The sequence below is a fragment of the Faecalibacterium prausnitzii genome (assembly GCF_003287405.1).
GTDB lineage: Bacteria > Bacillota > Clostridia > Oscillospirales > Ruminococcaceae > Faecalibacterium > Faecalibacterium intestinale.
In genome coordinates, this window is sequence record NZ_PRLD01000001.1 from 109043 (window position 1) to 122698 (window position 13656).

Annotated in this window: 15 protein-coding genes; all 15 read left to right on the forward strand. The window is 59.4% G+C overall.

Features of this window, described 5'->3' with window-relative positions; genetic code table 11:
- Window positions 1-32: 32 nt before the first annotated feature.
- The 15 genes from rlmN (at window position 33) to C4N24_RS00560 (ending at window position 13628) form a co-directional block, all read left to right on the forward strand.
- Window positions 33-1073 carry a 23S rRNA (adenine(2503)-C(2))-methyltransferase RlmN gene (gene rlmN, locus C4N24_RS00490; RefSeq protein WP_112089861.1) on the forward strand — a complete coding sequence of 347 codons (1041 nt, stop codon included), beginning with the start codon at window positions 33-35 and terminating at the stop codon, window positions 1071-1073.
- 16 nt (window positions 1074-1089) lie between these two features.
- Window positions 1090-1839, forward strand: coding sequence for a Stp1/IreP family PP2C-type Ser/Thr phosphatase (locus C4N24_RS00495; RefSeq protein ID WP_112089862.1), 750 nt, complete (start codon window positions 1090-1092; stop codon window positions 1837-1839).
- Window positions 1832-3715, forward strand: a complete 1884-nt coding sequence (gene pknB, locus C4N24_RS00500) for a Stk1 family PASTA domain-containing Ser/Thr kinase (RefSeq protein ID WP_112089863.1) — start codon at window positions 1832-1834, stop codon at window positions 3713-3715. Before C4N24_RS00495 ends, pknB begins: the two co-directional genes overlap by 8 nt.
- Before the next feature lie 12 nt (window positions 3716-3727).
- Window positions 3728-4606, forward strand: a complete 879-nt coding sequence (gene rsgA / locus C4N24_RS00505) for a ribosome small subunit-dependent GTPase A (RefSeq protein WP_112089864.1) — start codon at window positions 3728-3730, stop codon at window positions 4604-4606.
- Window positions 4607-4624: 18 nt separating this feature from the next.
- Window positions 4625-5260 (forward strand): thiamine diphosphokinase, encoded by a 636-nt coding sequence (locus tag C4N24_RS00510; RefSeq protein ID WP_112089865.1) that lies wholly within the window; start codon window positions 4625-4627, stop codon window positions 5258-5260.
- Window positions 5261-5330: 70 nt separating this feature from the next.
- On the forward strand, window positions 5331-5411 hold the full coding sequence (spoVM, locus tag C4N24_RS15840) for a stage V sporulation protein SpoVM (protein ID WP_015538484.1): 81 nt from the start codon (window positions 5331-5333) through the stop codon (window positions 5409-5411).
- A gap of 118 nt (window positions 5412-5529) precedes the next feature.
- Window positions 5530-7047 carry a DUF3794 domain-containing protein gene (locus C4N24_RS00520; RefSeq protein ID WP_112089866.1) on the forward strand — a complete coding sequence of 506 codons (1518 nt, stop codon included), beginning with the start codon at window positions 5530-5532 and terminating at the stop codon, window positions 7045-7047.
- A 418-nt stretch (window positions 7048-7465) separates the two neighbouring features.
- Window positions 7466-9481, forward strand: coding sequence for an NAD-dependent DNA ligase LigA (gene ligA / locus C4N24_RS00525; protein ID WP_112089867.1), 2016 nt, complete (start codon window positions 7466-7468; stop codon window positions 9479-9481).
- A gap of 149 nt (window positions 9482-9630) precedes the next feature.
- On the forward strand, window positions 9631-10521 hold the full coding sequence (locus C4N24_RS00530; RefSeq protein WP_242983145.1) for an ATPase, T2SS/T4P/T4SS family: 891 nt from the start codon (window positions 9631-9633) through the stop codon (window positions 10519-10521).
- Window positions 10518-10982, forward strand: coding sequence for a hypothetical protein (locus C4N24_RS00535; RefSeq protein ID WP_112089869.1), 465 nt, complete (start codon window positions 10518-10520; stop codon window positions 10980-10982). The genes C4N24_RS00530 and C4N24_RS00535 overlap by 4 nt, the downstream gene beginning before the upstream one ends.
- 27 nt (window positions 10983-11009) lie before the next feature.
- Entirely contained in the window at window positions 11010-11204 is a 195-nt protein-coding gene (gene spoIIIAC / locus C4N24_RS00540) for a stage III sporulation protein AC (RefSeq protein WP_005925971.1), read from the forward strand.
- Window positions 11201-11584, forward strand: coding sequence for a SpoIIIAC/SpoIIIAD family protein (locus C4N24_RS00545; RefSeq protein ID WP_112089870.1), 384 nt, complete (start codon window positions 11201-11203; stop codon window positions 11582-11584). Before spoIIIAC ends, C4N24_RS00545 begins: the two co-directional genes overlap by 4 nt.
- Entirely contained in the window at window positions 11581-12639 is a 1059-nt protein-coding gene (locus C4N24_RS00550) for a stage III sporulation protein AE (RefSeq protein ID WP_112089871.1), read from the forward strand. The genes C4N24_RS00545 and C4N24_RS00550 overlap by 4 nt, the downstream gene beginning before the upstream one ends.
- Window positions 12640-13119, forward strand: a complete 480-nt coding sequence (locus tag C4N24_RS00555; protein ID WP_112089872.1) for a hypothetical protein — start codon at window positions 12640-12642, stop codon at window positions 13117-13119.
- On the forward strand, window positions 13116-13628 hold the full coding sequence (locus tag C4N24_RS00560) for a stage III sporulation protein AG (protein ID WP_112089873.1): 513 nt from the start codon (window positions 13116-13118) through the stop codon (window positions 13626-13628). Before C4N24_RS00555 ends, C4N24_RS00560 begins: the two co-directional genes overlap by 4 nt.
- Window positions 13629-13656: the final 28 nt, after the last annotated feature.

The following is a 13656-nucleotide window of genomic DNA, read 5'->3' on the forward strand; positions in this document are numbered from 1 at the left end:
TTGTGGGTCGTATCCTCTTATAGGAGAACAGAATGGAACAAAAACGCTGTATTTCTTCCCTGACGCTGGCAGAATTGACTGCTGAACTGAAAGCGCTGGGACAGCCGGGTTTCCGGGCAAAGCAGATCTTCCACTGGGTGCACCAGAAACTGGTCACCGAGTTTTCTGCCATGACCGACCAGCCCAAGACCCTGCTGGCAAAGCTGGAAGAAACCTTTTATATCGCTGCACCGCAGATCGAACGCCGTCAGGAAGCTAAGGACGGTACTGTGAAGTATCTGCTGCGCATGGCAGACGGCAACTGCATCGAGACTGTTGTCATGCGTTACCACTACGGCAATACCGTGTGCGTGTCCACGCAGGTGGGCTGCCGCATGGGCTGCCGGTTCTGCGCTTCCACGCAGGCGGGGCGGGTGCGTAACCTTGAAGCAGGCGAGATCTGCTCCGAGATCTACACTGCCCAGAAGGATATCGGCGAGCGCATCTCGCATATCGTGCTCATGGGCATCGGCGAGCCGCTGGATAACTTTGACGAGGTGATGCGCTTTTTGGAGAACATCACCTCGCCCGAGGGCGTCAATATCGGGATGCGCAATATCAGCCTTTCCACCTGCGGCCTTGTGCCTAAGATCGACCAGCTGGCGGAAAAAAAGCTGCAGCTTACCCTTTCCATCTCGCTGCACGCACCCACCAACCAGATCCGCAGCAGCATGATGCCGGTCAACGATGCCTACCCGGTGGAGCAGCTGATCCAGACCGTGCGCCGGTATCAGGAGACCACCGGCCGCCGGGTCAGCTTTGAATATTCCATGGTGCGCGGTGTCAATGATTCTGATATCTGCGCAAAGCAGCTGGCAGATCTGATCCGGGGCATGGGCGCTCATGTAAATCTGATCCCCATCAACCCGGTGGACGGCAGTCCGTACTCCGCTACGGATGCAGCCAATGTGCGCCGGTTCCAGCAAAAGCTTGAAAGCCTTGGCGTAAACGCCACGGTGCGCCGCCGCCTTGGCAGCGAGATCAGTGCCGCCTGCGGCCAGCTACGCCGCGACGAAATGAACGGCAAGGCATAAATAGAGGGAGAAACCTATGAAACTTGCAGGAAAAACGGATGTAGGACGCGTCCGGCAGGACAATCAGGATGACTACCGTGCCGGGGAGCTGCCCGGCGATGCAGCCTGGGCGCTGGTGTGCGATGGCATGGGCGGCGCACGCGGCGGGCGGGAAGCCTCGCAGTGTGCGTGCAGCGTCATCGAGCGCTGCTTTCAGGAGCAGTACAGCCAGTGCATCCCCGGCGAAGAGGAGACCTTTTTAAAGAAGGCGCTGCTCAGCGCCAACCGCTATGTGTTCCAGAAGGCGCTGCGGGAGGAGTCTCTGGCCGGTATGGGCACCACTGCCGTCTGCGCTCTGGTGCGTGGCGGCAAGGCCTATCTGAGCCACGCGGGCGATTCCCGCGCCTACCTGTACCGGGACGGTAAGCTGGCGCAGCTGACCCACGACCACTCCTATGTGCAGGAGCTGGTGGACTGCGGCACCATCACGCAGGAGCAGGCAGAGCATCACCCGCAGAAAAACATCATCACCCGGGCGCTGGGTGTGGATTACCGGCTGGAGCCGGAGTTCACCACCGTGGCGCTGCAGGCAGGGGACGTTCTGCTGCTGTGCACGGATGGCCTGACCAATGCCGTGCCCACAGAGCAGCTGGAGCAGCTGCTGCGCAGCGGGTCTTTTTATGATCTGCCGGATGTTCTGATCCGCACCGCCAACGAAAACGGCGGCCCGGACAATATCACCGCCCTGCTGGTGGGGGTAGAGCCGATGGAGGTGCGCCATGGATAACCTGATCGGTAAAAGACTGGACGGCCTATACGAGGTGCAGGAACTGATCGGCTCCGGCGGCATGGCCAATGTGTATAAGGCGGTCATGCGGGGACAGAACGGCCCCGTGCCCGCCGGGACTGTGGTGGCCGTCAAGGTGCTGCGGCAGGAATATATGCACGACCCGGATCTTGTGCGCCGCTTTAAAAACGAATCCAAGGCCATCTCCCTGCTGAACCACCCCAATATCGTCAAGGTGTACGATGTTTCGGTCAATGACCATCTGCAATATATCGTCATGGAGTATGTGGATGGCATGACCCTGCGGGAGTACCTCAACGAGCGGGGCGGCAAGCTTTCCAGCCGGGAGACCGTGCACTTCATCTCCCAGATCCTCAAGGCGCTGGAGCACGCCCACGCCAACGGCATCGTGCACCGGGATATCAAGCCCCAGAACATTATGCTGCTGGATAATGGCCAGCTGCGCATGATGGACTTCGGCATCGCCCGCATTTCCCGGGCAGATAACCAGATGCTGGCCGGCAAGGCGATGGGCAGTGTGCATTATATCAGCCCGGAACAGGCCAAAGGCGACGAGACCGACCGCACCAGCGACATCTACTCGGTAGGCGTCATGATGTACGAGATGCTCTCTGGTCATCTGCCCTTTGACGCCGATGATGTGGTGGAGGTTGCCATCAAGCAGATCTCGGACGAGCCCCGCTCGCTGCACGAGCTGGCACCGGAGGTGCCCTATGCGCTGGTGGAGATCACAGAAAAGGCTATGGCGAAGCTCCCCCAGAACCGCTACCCCTCGGCACGGGCGATGCTGGAAGCTCTGGATACCTATGTGCAGAACCCCTCCGTGCTGTTTGAATATCAGTATATTACAGAAGAAGCACCCGAAAAGGTGGTGAAACGTACCATGAATCAGAACCGCGCGATCCGTCAGAACGAACAGCCTGCCCCCCGCAAAAACGGCAAGAATAAGCCTGTCAAAAAGCGCCGCACCGTCTTTTTGCCGGCCTTGTTCGGCATCACCATTGCCTTTGCACTGGCCTGCATGGCGCTGTGCTGGATGATCCTGAACGACTCCTCTAACCTGATGAACAACAAGGCTGATGTCACCCTTGGGGACTATATCGGCATGACCAAGGATCAGGCCATGGCCACGGATCAGATCGCATCCGGCCAGATCTCCCCGGAGTGGGAAGAAGAATATAACAGCAACTATGCTGCCGGTTATATCTATAAGCAGTCGCCGGTGTCCGGCCGCACCGTCCGCGAGGGTCAGAGCGTAACGCTGACCGTCAGTCTGGGCACCCAGTATGTCACGGTGCCGGACTTGACCAACTATGTGCAGACCGACGCAGAGCAGCAGCTCAAGGCACTGGGCGTTTCGGTGCTGGTCACACAGGCTGTGGATACCTCGGTGGCCTCCGGTGCGGTCATCCGCACCGACCCTGCCGCCGGTACGCAGGTGGCGGCAGGCTCTACGGTCATCCTTTATATCAGCCGTCCGCAGGTGTCCACCACCACCAAGGTGCCCTCGCTTACCGGCATGAGCGTGGATGATGCCCGCACCCTGCTGGTGCAGAACCATCTGGGTCTTGGCAGCCAGAGCGAAGAATACAGCGACCAGCCCGCAGGCACGGTGCTCAGCCAGAACCCTGCAGCAGGTACCACCGCGAAGCTGAACAGCCGCGTAAACGTTGTGGTCAGCGCAGGCGCTGCACCGGCGCAGGAACCGGAGCAGCCGGGCAGTGACGGTACTTCCGGCACTACTGGTGAAGGCTCTACCGGCGGCGAGAGCACCGGCAGCAGCAGCGAGCCGAGCTCCAGCAGCAGCTCCACAGGCGGCGGTATTCTGGACTGGTGGTCCTCGCTGCTGGGTTGACGGAGGATATGCATGAACGGTTATATCGTAAAAGGCATTGGCGGCTTTTACTATGTAAAAACGCCGGATGGCATCGTGGAGTGCAAGCCCCGCGGCATCTTCCGCAAGCAGAAGATCACCCCTGTGGCAGGAGATGAGGTAACGCTGGAGACCGAAAACGGTGCGGCGGTCATTGCACAGATCGCCCCCCGTAAAAACGTTTTTGTGCGCCCGCCGGTGGCAAATCTGGATGTGCTGTTTCTTGTGGCAAGCACTACCCAGCCCACCCCCAGCACGCTGGTGCTGGATAAGCTTTCCGCCATTGCGGTGGATAAGGGCGTACAGCCGGTGGTGGTGTGCACCAAAAGCGACCTTGCCGAGGCGGATTTTCTGGCAAACGCCTATGCAAAGTCCACTCTGCCATTTATCCGTATCGACTACGAAAGCGGTACCGGGCTGGACGAAGTGAAGCAGTGGATCAACGGCAGGCTGTGCGCTTTCTGCGGCAACTCCGGCGTGGGAAAATCCACCCTGCTGAATGCACTGCTGCCGGACGCTGCCCGCGAGACCAGCGCCATCAGCCAGAAGCTGGGACGCGGCCGACACACCACCCGTGAGGTGACCGTCTTTGAAGCCTACGGCGGACGCATTGCCGACACCCCGGGCTTTGCCAGCTTGGAAGCCAACCGTGCCGGGTTCATCCCCAAGGAGAATCTGGAACACGCCTTCCCGGAGTTCGGTCCTTATCTGGGTCAGTGCCAGTTTACCGGCTGCTCCCACCGCAGCGAAAAAGGCTGTGCTGTGCGGGCAGCGCTGGCAGAGGGCAAACTTTCCCAGACCCGGTACGACAGCTACTGCGCCATGTACGACGAGGTAAAGGATGTCAAGGACTGGCAGCGCCCGAAAGTGTAATACGGAAGGAAGAATATAATGTCCCGTTGTGTGATCCTTTCCGCCTGCCCGGTGCAGCCGGAGCTCAAGCGCCTGCTGCGCAGCGATGATTTTATCATTGCCTGCGATGCGGGCTACCGCAACTGTGTGCGGCTGGGCTGTAAACCAGATATCATTGTAGGCGACTTTGATTCCGCTCCCTGTCCGCAGCAGGATACGGACGATATCGTTGTTCTTCCCCACGTCAAGGACGACACCGATACCGAGTATGCCGCAAAGCTTGCTGCACAGAAGGGCTTTGACGAGGTGCTTTTGCTGGGTGCACTGGGCGGCAGGCGGGTGGAGCATACCCTTGCAAACCTGTGCACCGGCCTTGGGCTGGAGCAGCGCGGCATCCGTGCCGCCTTGCAGGACGAGCGCTCCCGCATCACCTTTGTGCTGCCGGGCGAGAGCCGCAGCTATCCCAGGGAGGAGTTCTTCTACTTTTCAGCCTTCCCCATGGAAGGGCGCGCCGAGGGCGTGTATGAAAAAGGCTCCTTCTACGAGCTGGAGGATGCCGTACTCACAGCAGGCTATCCGCTGGGCGTAAGCAACGAGTACGCCGAAGGTTCAAGCTGCATCACCATCAGCACCCGGCAGGGCGCGCTGGTGGTGGTGGAGACCATCGCGGATTGAACCATTCCCGGAACATTTTTGCCTGTCAGACGCTATAATGGGGTAAACATGAGCGAAAGGCGGGGTGGAGATGCAGGTAGTGGTCATTCGCAGCCCGAAAGCGCTGTGCGGCATTCTGCGCAAGCTGTTCGGCATCCGCAAAGAGAACTGAATCCATAAAAGGCCGGTGTGTGGCAGCTGCTGCACACCGGTCTTTTGCTGTCGGCATACCGTCGTCTGCTGCCGCATACACTCTTACGGAAACGGACAGGGAAAGGAGCGCACTGCACATGGAACTGAAGATATTCCGGGACACGCTGCCGCAGGGCGGGGCGGGCTGTACCGTAAAGGCAGAACTTCCGCTGGAGACCGAGATCCGCATTTCGGACGATTTGCCGCCGGTGGGTAAGCTGGTAAAGTGCTTTGTCCACCCGGTGGTGCTGCAGCGGCAGCTGCAGCCGGGCAGACTTACCTTAGAGGGCTATCTGCGATGCACAGTGTTTTACCAGAGCGAAGCGGAAAAAGGCTTGTGCCAGACCGAGCAAAAGCTGCCCTTCACCCGGCAGCTGGAACTGCCGGAGCTGGCTTTTACCGCATGGACAGCCGTGGTGGAAGGGCAGACAGAGTACCTCAACACCCGCGCGGCAGACCCGCGCCGCATCGAGGTGCGAGGTGCCTATGGGCTGGTGGTCACGGTACACACACAGTGCAAGACCGAGGTCATTACGGCGCTGGCAGATGGCGGTATCGAGCAGCAGCTGCGCACACTGCAAGGCGTGCGCAGCGTGGCCGTGCTGGATAAGCTGGTCACTTTGGAGGGCGAGCTTGTCTTTGCAAAGCCTCCGGCGGCTGTACTGGATATTACCGGCAACGCCTGTGTGGCAGAGGTAAAGCTGCTTGCCGGTAAAGCTGTGGTCAAGGGGGAGTTGCGGGTGCAGTGCGCGTGGCGGGCAGAAGGGGATACTGCCCTGCAAAGTCAGGCGGCGGCGCTGCCCTTCCAGCAGGTGATAGATCTAGAGGGCATCACCGAGGACTGCCATTGCTTATGTGTGGCAGAGCCGGTGGGGTTTACCCTGTCGCAGGCAGAAAGCGCCGCTGCCCAGCTGACGGCAAACGTCATGCTGCATCTGCGGGCATGGCGCAGCTATCAGCTGCAAGTAGCGGTGGATGCTTTTTCCACCCGGTTTGAAACGGAGCTCACACCGCAGCCGCTTGTCACGGAGCAGCTGCTCTGCACCCTGAACGATACCGCCACCGCCACAGGCTCCGGCCCGCTGCCGGATGCAGGGGCGCAGCTGCGGGCCTGCTTTGTGCACTACGGTCCGCAGCAGACCGTCCAAAAAGGGGAGGGCTGGGTGCTTACCGCCAAAGCAGTGGTAACAGCCCTCGCAGAAAATACCCTCGGCGAGCTGGAAAGCTACGAGAAAACCTTGGAGGTCAATATCCCGCTGCCCATCACACCGCCGGAAGGAACTATGCTTGTGCCGGAATGCTGGCTCAGCACTGAGAACGTGCAATGCACCTGTGCGGGCGGTACGCTGGAAGCAACGATTACAGTCCGGGCAGAGGGCACGATCTTAGGCTGTGCCACAAGCCCGGTCATCGGCAGTATCATCCTTGGTGACCCGCTGCCCGACACCGACCCCGAGATCGCCTTGCGCATCTACTACGCGCAGGCGGGGGAGGAGGTGTTTGCGGTGGCCCGGCGGTTCCATGTGGCCCCGGCGCAGATCCTTGCGGCAAACCAGCTGGAGGAAGAGCTTACCAGCCTGCCGCAGGCACAGCGGCTGCTGATCCCAGTCACCTGAACGTAAGGCTGTAAATAATCGAAAAAACGCACCCTTTTCCCGGACAGCATAAGCTACCGCGCCGGGGAGGGGTGTTTTTTGTTCGTGCTGCGCAGAAAATACAGTACAAAGAATTACTGGTGAATCCAATAAAAGAAATTCAAAAATAAAACGAATCAACGCTGCAAAATATAACAAGTATACGTTTAGTATCTTCGACAGGTGATTTGAAATCAACGCAAGTACTGCACTGATATCGATTTCAATACGTAAGAACACTCAAAAATACGATTTGTATTTTACACTTTGCAGACCATCCATGGATGTGGTATACTGAAGTACAGTTTATAGAATCAGAATGTTTTCTGCCCGGGTCGATCTGCGCTCGGTAGATTGCATTGAGCACAGCAGGCAGAAAATAAAATCATATCGCGGGAGAGTGGAATATTTGGAACTGGAACAGGCTAAAAAGCGCGTGGAAGAACTGCGCGCAGTTATTGAGAAAAACAACCGGCTTTACTACGATCAGGATGCACCGGAGTTGGAAGATTTTGAATACGATGCCCTGACGCGGGAGCTGAAGGAGCTGGAAGCGCAGTTCCCCCAGCTTGTCACAGCGACATCGCCCACCCAGAAGGTGGGCGGCACCGCCAGCAGTAAACTGCCCAAGGTGACCCATGCCGTTAAGATGGAAAGTCTGCTGGATGCGTTTTCCTTTGATGAGCTGCGGGACTTTGACCGCCGCGTCCGCGAAGCCGGGGTAGAGCCGGAATATGTTGTGGAAATTAAGATCGACGGTCTTTCCTGCAGCTTGGAGTACGAGAATGGGCAGCTTGTCCGCGCCTCTACCCGCGGTGACGGCGTGGTGGGCGAGGATGTTACCGCAAACGTGCGTGCCATCCGCAGCATCCCCAAGACCCTTAAAGATGCACCGGAGTTTCTGGAGGTGCGCGGCGAGGTGTATATGCCCCATGAGGCCTTTCAGCACCTGTGCGCCGAGCAGGAATTGCAGGGCGCTGCACCCTTCAAAAACCCCCGCAATGCAGCGGCCGGTTCTCTGCGGCAGAAGGATGCCCGTATCACCGGTAGCCGGGGACTTTCCATCTTTGTGTTCAACGTGCAGCAGATCCGTGGCAAGACCCTGACCAAGCACTCCGAAAGTCTGGATTACCTCAAGAGCCTTGGCCTGCCGGTCTCGCCGCGCTACCATGTAGTGCATGATATCGAGGACGCCATTGCCGAGATCGAGAACATCGGCCAGAACCGTGCCAAGCTGGATTTTGACATGGACGGTGCGGTTATCAAGGTGAACGATTTTGCCCAGCGGGAGTTGATGGGTTCTACCAACAAATTCCCGCGCTGGGCTATTGCCTTCAAGTACCCGCCGGAGGTCAAGGAGACCACCCTGCGCAGCATCGAGGTAGCTGTGGGACGCACCGGCGTGCTTACCCCCACTGCCTGCTTTGACCCGGTATTTCTGGCAGGCACCACGGTAGCCCGCGCCACCCTCCACAACGAGGACTTCATCCGGCAGTTCGGGCTGTGCATCGGGGATACCATTCAGGTACGTAAGGCAGGCGATATCATCCCGGAGGTCATCGGGGTCACCCATCATGCGGAGGACGCTGAACCCTACACCATGCCCACGGTCTGCCCCTCCTGCTGTGCGCCGGTGGTGCATCTGGAGGACGAGGCTGCCCTGCGCTGTGTAAACCCGGAGTGCCCGGCACAGGCGTTGCGCAATATCATCCATTTTGCATCCCGGGACGCCATGGATATCGATGGCTTGGGCGAGGCAGTGGCCACCCAATTGGTGGAAAAAGAGCTGGTGCATTCTGCAGCGGATATCTACACGTTGACCCGGGAACAGCTGCTGGAACTGGACAAATTCAAGGAGAAAAGCGCAGACAACTTGTTACAGGCCATTACGGCTTCCAAGCAGAACAATCTGGATAAGCTTTTGTTCGGCTTTGGCATCCGCAACATTGGCGATAAGGCAGCCGCGCTGCTGGCAGAATATTTCGGCACGCTGCAGGCCATCCGGGAAGCCACCGCAGAGCAGATCAGCCAGATCGACGGTTTTGGCGGCGTGATGGCGCAGAGCGTGGTGGAATTCTTTGCTAAGGAAGGCACCACCGACCTTGTACACCGCTTGGCAGATGCCGGGGTCAATATGCAGTGGAAGGGCGAACCGAAGGGGGACAAGCTGGCGGGCAAAACGCTGGTGGTCACCGGTACGCTGGAGACCCTCTCCCGCAACGAAGCCGAAGCATTGATCGTGAAAAACGGCGGCAAAGCCAGCGGCTCTGTCTCCAAAAAAACGGCCTATGTGGTGGCTGGTGCGGCGGCGGGCTCCAAGCTGACCAAGGCGCAGGCGCTGGGCGTGCCGGTGCTGACCGAGCAGGAGTTCCTTGCCATGATGCAAGATGCCCCGGCAGAACAGGAAACGACTTAAAGTGACCTTCCGAATGTCAAAATACAAATAATTTCAAAAGCTTCTGCAACGCTGTTGCAGGGGCTTTTTTGTTTGATTGTTCCCAGTTCTAAGAACGCGCAAAGCGCATACAATGCTAGCACAAAGCTTTCGTGGAAGGAGAAACCAAAGTGGACGAGTATTACCGGGCTGTCAAAGCCCTTCCCGCTTGGCTGGCAGCACCGCTGGCACAGTTGCCTGCACAAACGGCAGTGCGCGTGCAGGAGCTGCGGCTGCGTATAGGCTGTGCGGTCACTTTTGCCGTACAAGGACGGCAATGCGCTGCTTCAGTTTTGCCGGGTTGTCCACCGGCATTGGCTGCAATGCGGCTGGATGCGCTGCAGATAGAGGAGATCTTCCACACCCTTTGCAACGGCTCGGTACACACCCATGAAAGGGAGCTTGCCGAGGGCTACCTGACCACTGCCGCCGGCAACCGTGTGGGCGTAGCGGGACAGTTCGTGCAGCGGGAAGGGCAGAGCATTGCGCTGCAAAAGGTCACCTCGCTCAACCTGCGAATCGCACGCAGCTGCGCCATCTGCCTGCCGCCCGCGCTGGACAAGCTGTTGGAGCAGCATTTTACCGGGCTGCTGGTGGTGGGAGAACCCGGCAGCGGCAAGACCACCCTGCTGCGCACCATCGCCCTGACGCTGGCCGAGCGGCAGCGTCTGGTGGCAGTGGTGGACGAGCGGGGGGAACTTTTCCCGCCGGAGCAGCCCCTGCCGCCGTTGGAGCGCATTGGCGGGGTGGATAAAGCCCGTGCCGTCCAGATGGCGCTGCGCACACTGGCACCGCAAGTGATCCTGCTGGACGAGCTGGGCAGTCTGGAGGAAACGATGGCACTGGAACAGGGCTTTTTCAGCGGGGTGGACTTTATTGCCAGCATCCATGCGCCGGATGCCGCACAGGCGCAGTGCCGCCCACAGGTGCAGACCCTGCTGCAACGCGGGATGCTGCGGCAGCTGGTCGTCCTTGCCGGGCGGGAGACGCCGGGCTGCATCCGGGAGGTGCGTGCCGTATGAGCAGCCTTCTGCGCGGGTTTAGTCTGCTTTTGCTCCCGCTGTGCGGCTGGCTGGCGGGGGACGCAGTACAAGCCAAAACCACCCTGCATCTTGCCGCCTTGCAGCGCACCATCGCGTTATTACAGCGCATCCGGCAGGAGATACAGTACCGCCGGGCAGACCTGCAAAGCCTCTACCGGCAGCTTTGCCGCGAGGGGGTGTTAGCGCAAACTCACGATGGCACATTGCAGCAGCTGCCTGCACCGGGGCAGCTTTCGGCGACAGAACGCGCCTGCTTCACAGAATGTTTTGGCGGTCTTGGCCGTGCAGAGGCCGCACAGGAATGCGAACGGCTGGATTACTATACGGCGCGGTTCGAGGACTATTTGCAGCAGGCACGCCGCGCAGCACAGCGGCAGGCCGGTCTGCCGCACCGTCTGGGATTGGCAGGCGGCATGATGCTGGCGCTGCTCTTTTTGTAAAGGCTGTATGGGACAAAGGAGAAACGGATGGATATCGAGCTTGTGTTCAAAATTGCGGCCATCGGCATCATAGTCGCGGTGCTCAATCAGCTGCTCATCCGCTCCGGGCGGGAGGATCAGGCCATGATGACCACGCTGGCCGGGCTTGTAGTGGTGCTCTCCATTCTCGTCAAGCAGATCAGTACCCTGTTTGCTACCATCCGGTCTTTGTTTGCGCTATGAGCGCGGCAGTTCCGGTACTGACGGCGCTGTTGCTGGCAGCCTTTGCAGGCATTCTATTGCAGCGGTACTCCCCGGCGTTTACACTGCTGCTTTCGCTGGGTGCTGCGGTGTGGCTGCTGCTCCGTCTGGCACAGCCGCTGCGCGGGGTACTGCAAGCATTCGTGCAGCTGGGGCAGCGCACCAATGCGCAAGCATTTTCCTGCCTTTTGCGCAGCGCTGGGATTTTGCTGCTGGCAGATTACGTCCGTACTCTCTGCGAGGAAGCCGGAGCGGATGCCCTTGCATGGTGCGCCGGGCTGGCGGGGCGGTGTCTTGTACTGGCGGCAGTATGGCCGCTGCTGGAACAGATATTCCAGACGATCTGGGGGCTGGTGGGATGAAAAAACGCAGCCTTATCATTTGCGTGGTAATACTGAGCATTCTGTGCAGCAAAACTACTCTGAAAGCTGCGGCTGCAGAAGTCGCACCGTGGCAGACTTATCTCGAAAAAGCACCTGTGCAGGCCGAGCAGTTTGCGGCAGACCCGCTGGGCACCCTGCTGCGTTTGTTTGCCGCCGAGCCGGTGCAATTGCTGCGGGATGCGCTGCAACAATATGCCGCTATTCTGCTTTTTTTATCGCTTGCAGCCGGGCTGGCATTTCTCTTGCAGGACACTGCCGACAAAGCACTGCTGGAACTGGCTGCTGCCGGTGGCTGTGGCGTTTTATTGTGGCAGGAACTGGACAAGCTTGCCGCCGCGCTGTGTACCCGGATGGCCGGGTGGAAAAGCTATCTGCTGGGCTTTTTGCCGGTATATAGCGGCGTACTGGCGGCTGGCGGGGAGTGGAACGCCGGAGCGGCTGCAAACGGCTTTCTGCTCACGGTGCTGTGTTTTATCGCACAGGCGGTCACTCTCTGGCTGCAGCCGCTGCTGCGCAGCTACCTTGCCATCAGCATGGCCTGCGGCATCAGCTCCCGCAAAAGCCTGTCCGAGGGCTGCACCCTGACCGGGCGGCTGCTGCGGCAGGCCATCGGCTGGGCGGGCAAAGCGTTTGCCGCCCTGATGAGTATTCAGCGCGTGGTAACGGTGCAGCTGGATCGTTCTACCTCTCGTCTGGGGCAGCTGCTGACCGGCAGCGTGCCCATCGTGGGGCAGGCGCTGAGCAGCGCGGCAGACGCGGTGTTGGCCGGGATGCAGCTGCTCAAAAGCACCCTTGGTATTGCCGCATTGCTCAGCATCGGGGCAGAGTTTGCGCCCTTGTATCTCGGGCTGCTGGTACATCTGTTTTTTCTGTCCTGCTGTAGCTGGCTTGCCGGGATCGGCGGGCTGGAGCAATGCCATAAGCTGCTGCAATGCTTTGCTGAAGCCGCGCGCTGTATGGCGGCAGTCACGGCCTTGTTTTTCATGTTGTTTGTGGTGGGCATCGTGCTGCTGATGCTGACAGGGGGTGGTTAGATGCAGGCATTTCAGCGGGCTGCGGCAGTGTTCTGCATGGCGTGCATCGGGGCGGAGCTGGTCAGTCTTTTTGGCGGACAAGGCTGGGCTGGCCGGTGCATAAAAGCCGTAGCCGGGCTATATATTTTAGCAGTCCTTCTTGCGCAGCTGCCGCACCTGCCGGGCAGGGTTGCGGCCGCTTTTTCGGGCAATACAGCCCCGGCGGCTCTGTCTGCTATACAGTCGGATGTACTGGAAACGGAGATCTTGACCCAGACCAAAGCCCGGCTGGAGGAGTATTGCGCCGTACAGTGCCGTCAACAGTTCGGGCTGGATATTCGTGTGACAGTCACACTGGAAAAAGCCGGGCAGCAGGTCGTGGTAAAAAAGGCTGTTGCTGCTTTCCCGGCGGGCTGCACCGCAGCCCAAAAGCAGGCAGCGCTCAGCTTTTTGCAGCAGACGCTGGGTGCTCCAACGGCAGCGGAGGAGAGCACACCATGAAAAAGAACGAATTGCTTTCCGTTTTTCGCTCTCTGCAAAGCAGCAAGGGCCGCACTTCGCTGGCGGTGGCTGTCGGTGTACTGGCAATGCTGCTGCTTTTGCTGTCGGAACTTTTACCCGGTGGCGATACGCAGAAAGCAGCGGCATCCACCGCCCAAACAGCCACCGTCAGCCAGTATCAGACCCAGCTGGAGCAGCAACTGGAAGGGCTTATCAGTCAATTGCAGGGAGCGGGGCGCACCACGGTCATGGTCACCCTGACCACCGGAGAGGAGACCGTCTATGCGGTGGACACCCAGACCGGGGAGCTGCAGCAGCAGGAGACCCATGTTCTTTTGCAGGATGGCTCTGCGCTTGCCGAGACAACCTATCTGCCGCAGGTCTGCGGGGTCGCCGTGCTGTGTGAGGGCGGGGGAGATGTCCGCATTGCAGCCCGCATCACCGAGCTGTTGCATTCGCTGCTGAATCTGCCCACGAACCGCATCTGTGTGGAACAGCGCAAGCGCTGAGCCGCTGCTTTGATCAAGTACCGAAATA

Bases quoted from the DNA above. Each gene is read 5' to 3' on its own strand.
- rlmN (WP_112089861.1), top strand. From the start codon at position 33: ATGGAACAAAAACGCTGTATTTCTTCCCTGACGCTGGCAGAATTGACT.
- C4N24_RS00495 (WP_112089862.1), top strand. From the start codon at position 1,090: ATGAAACTTGCAGGAAAAACGGATGTAGGACGCGTCCGGCAGGACAAT.
- pknB (WP_112089863.1), top strand. From the start codon at position 1,832: ATGGATAACCTGATCGGTAAAAGACTGGACGGCCTATACGAGGTGCAG.
- rsgA (WP_112089864.1), top strand. From the start codon at position 3,728: ATGAACGGTTATATCGTAAAAGGCATTGGCGGCTTTTACTATGTAAAA.
- C4N24_RS00510 (WP_112089865.1), top strand. From the start codon at position 4,625: ATGTCCCGTTGTGTGATCCTTTCCGCCTGCCCGGTGCAGCCGGAGCTC.
- spoVM (WP_015538484.1), top strand. From the start codon at position 5,331: ATGCAGGTAGTGGTCATTCGCAGCCCGAAAGCGCTGTGCGGCATTCTG.
- C4N24_RS00520 (WP_112089866.1), top strand. From the start codon at position 5,530: ATGGAACTGAAGATATTCCGGGACACGCTGCCGCAGGGCGGGGCGGGC.
- C4N24_RS00535 (WP_112089869.1), top strand. From the start codon at position 10,518: ATGAGCAGCCTTCTGCGCGGGTTTAGTCTGCTTTTGCTCCCGCTGTGC.
- spoIIIAC (WP_005925971.1), top strand. From the start codon at position 11,010: ATGGATATCGAGCTTGTGTTCAAAATTGCGGCCATCGGCATCATAGTC.
- C4N24_RS00545 (WP_112089870.1), top strand. From the start codon at position 11,201: ATGAGCGCGGCAGTTCCGGTACTGACGGCGCTGTTGCTGGCAGCCTTT.
- C4N24_RS00550 (WP_112089871.1), top strand. From the start codon at position 11,581: ATGAAAAAACGCAGCCTTATCATTTGCGTGGTAATACTGAGCATTCTG.
- C4N24_RS00555 (WP_112089872.1), top strand. From the start codon at position 12,640: ATGCAGGCATTTCAGCGGGCTGCGGCAGTGTTCTGCATGGCGTGCATC.
- C4N24_RS00560 (WP_112089873.1), top strand. From the start codon at position 13,116: ATGAAAAAGAACGAATTGCTTTCCGTTTTTCGCTCTCTGCAAAGCAGC.